This window comes from Erwinia sp. B116 (genome assembly GCF_002865965.1).
GTDB lineage: Bacteria > Pseudomonadota > Gammaproteobacteria > Enterobacterales > Enterobacteriaceae > Erwinia.
Genome location: NZ_JRZZ01000109.1, coordinates 1 through 683, shown reverse-complemented (window position 1 = coordinate 683; position 683 = coordinate 1). Strand labels below are relative to the sequence as shown.

The 683-nt window shown below is 49.2% G+C and carries 1 protein-coding gene; it reads left to right on the top strand.

Annotation, left to right across the window (positions count from 1 at the left end; translation table 11 throughout):
- Nucleotides 1-218 precede the first annotated feature (218 nt).
- Nucleotides 219-533, top strand: a complete 315-nt coding sequence (gene symE, locus NV64_RS22775; protein WP_101506850.1) for an endoribonuclease SymE — start codon at nt 219-221, stop codon at nt 531-533.
- The last annotated feature ends 150 nt before the right edge of the window (nt 534-683 follow it).

Sequence of the window (683 nt, the reverse complement as noted above, 5' to 3'; positions counted from 1 at the left end):
GGTTGGTTGATAAGCTGGCACCCTAAAAACCGCCCTTGCACCCCGGAATGTAACTATTGCATTTTTATTCGAGCAACACTGCACATATTGAATTTAAATTAAATTAATCAGGATTTAGCAAGGCATGAGGAATATAATTACCGGGTACTCAGACGCGGGGCGAATGTGTGTCACCACATTCGCCCCGCTAACCACAAAAACTATACGAGGTAGTGATCATGGCTAAGCAGGAGTGTAATGCAGCAGAAGACAGATCAGAAGTTGCCGTTTCATCGATTCGGCATTTAACGGTGGGATATGCGAGCACGCTTCCGGATTATCAGCACGTTGCGGCGCTGAATATGAAGGGCAAGTGGCTGGAGGCGGCAGGTTTTACCACCGGTACCGAAGTGGATGTGCGGGTGATGGCCGGTTGCCTGGTGATCACCGCGCGGGAGCCTGAGCCCCAGCTGATGAAATCACTACGTAAGGTATGCAAATTTTCCGACCGCAGACAGCGGCAGGTTGAGGCATTTATTGGGGCGATGAAATAATCGCAGGCCGATCGTCCCGTCCCTGAAAGATCATAATAAGTATGCAGGAACTGTGGTGTTAATTGCAGTTCCTGCTGATGAGCCTGCTGGTTTAGTATTGAACCCTGAGATACAAGAAAAGCCCGCAATCAAGGTGTTTCTGTGGGTACA

Bases quoted from the DNA above. Each gene is read 5' to 3' on its own strand.
- symE (WP_101506850.1), top strand. From the start codon at position 219: ATGGCTAAGCAGGAGTGTAATGCAGCAGAAGACAGATCAGAAGTTGCC.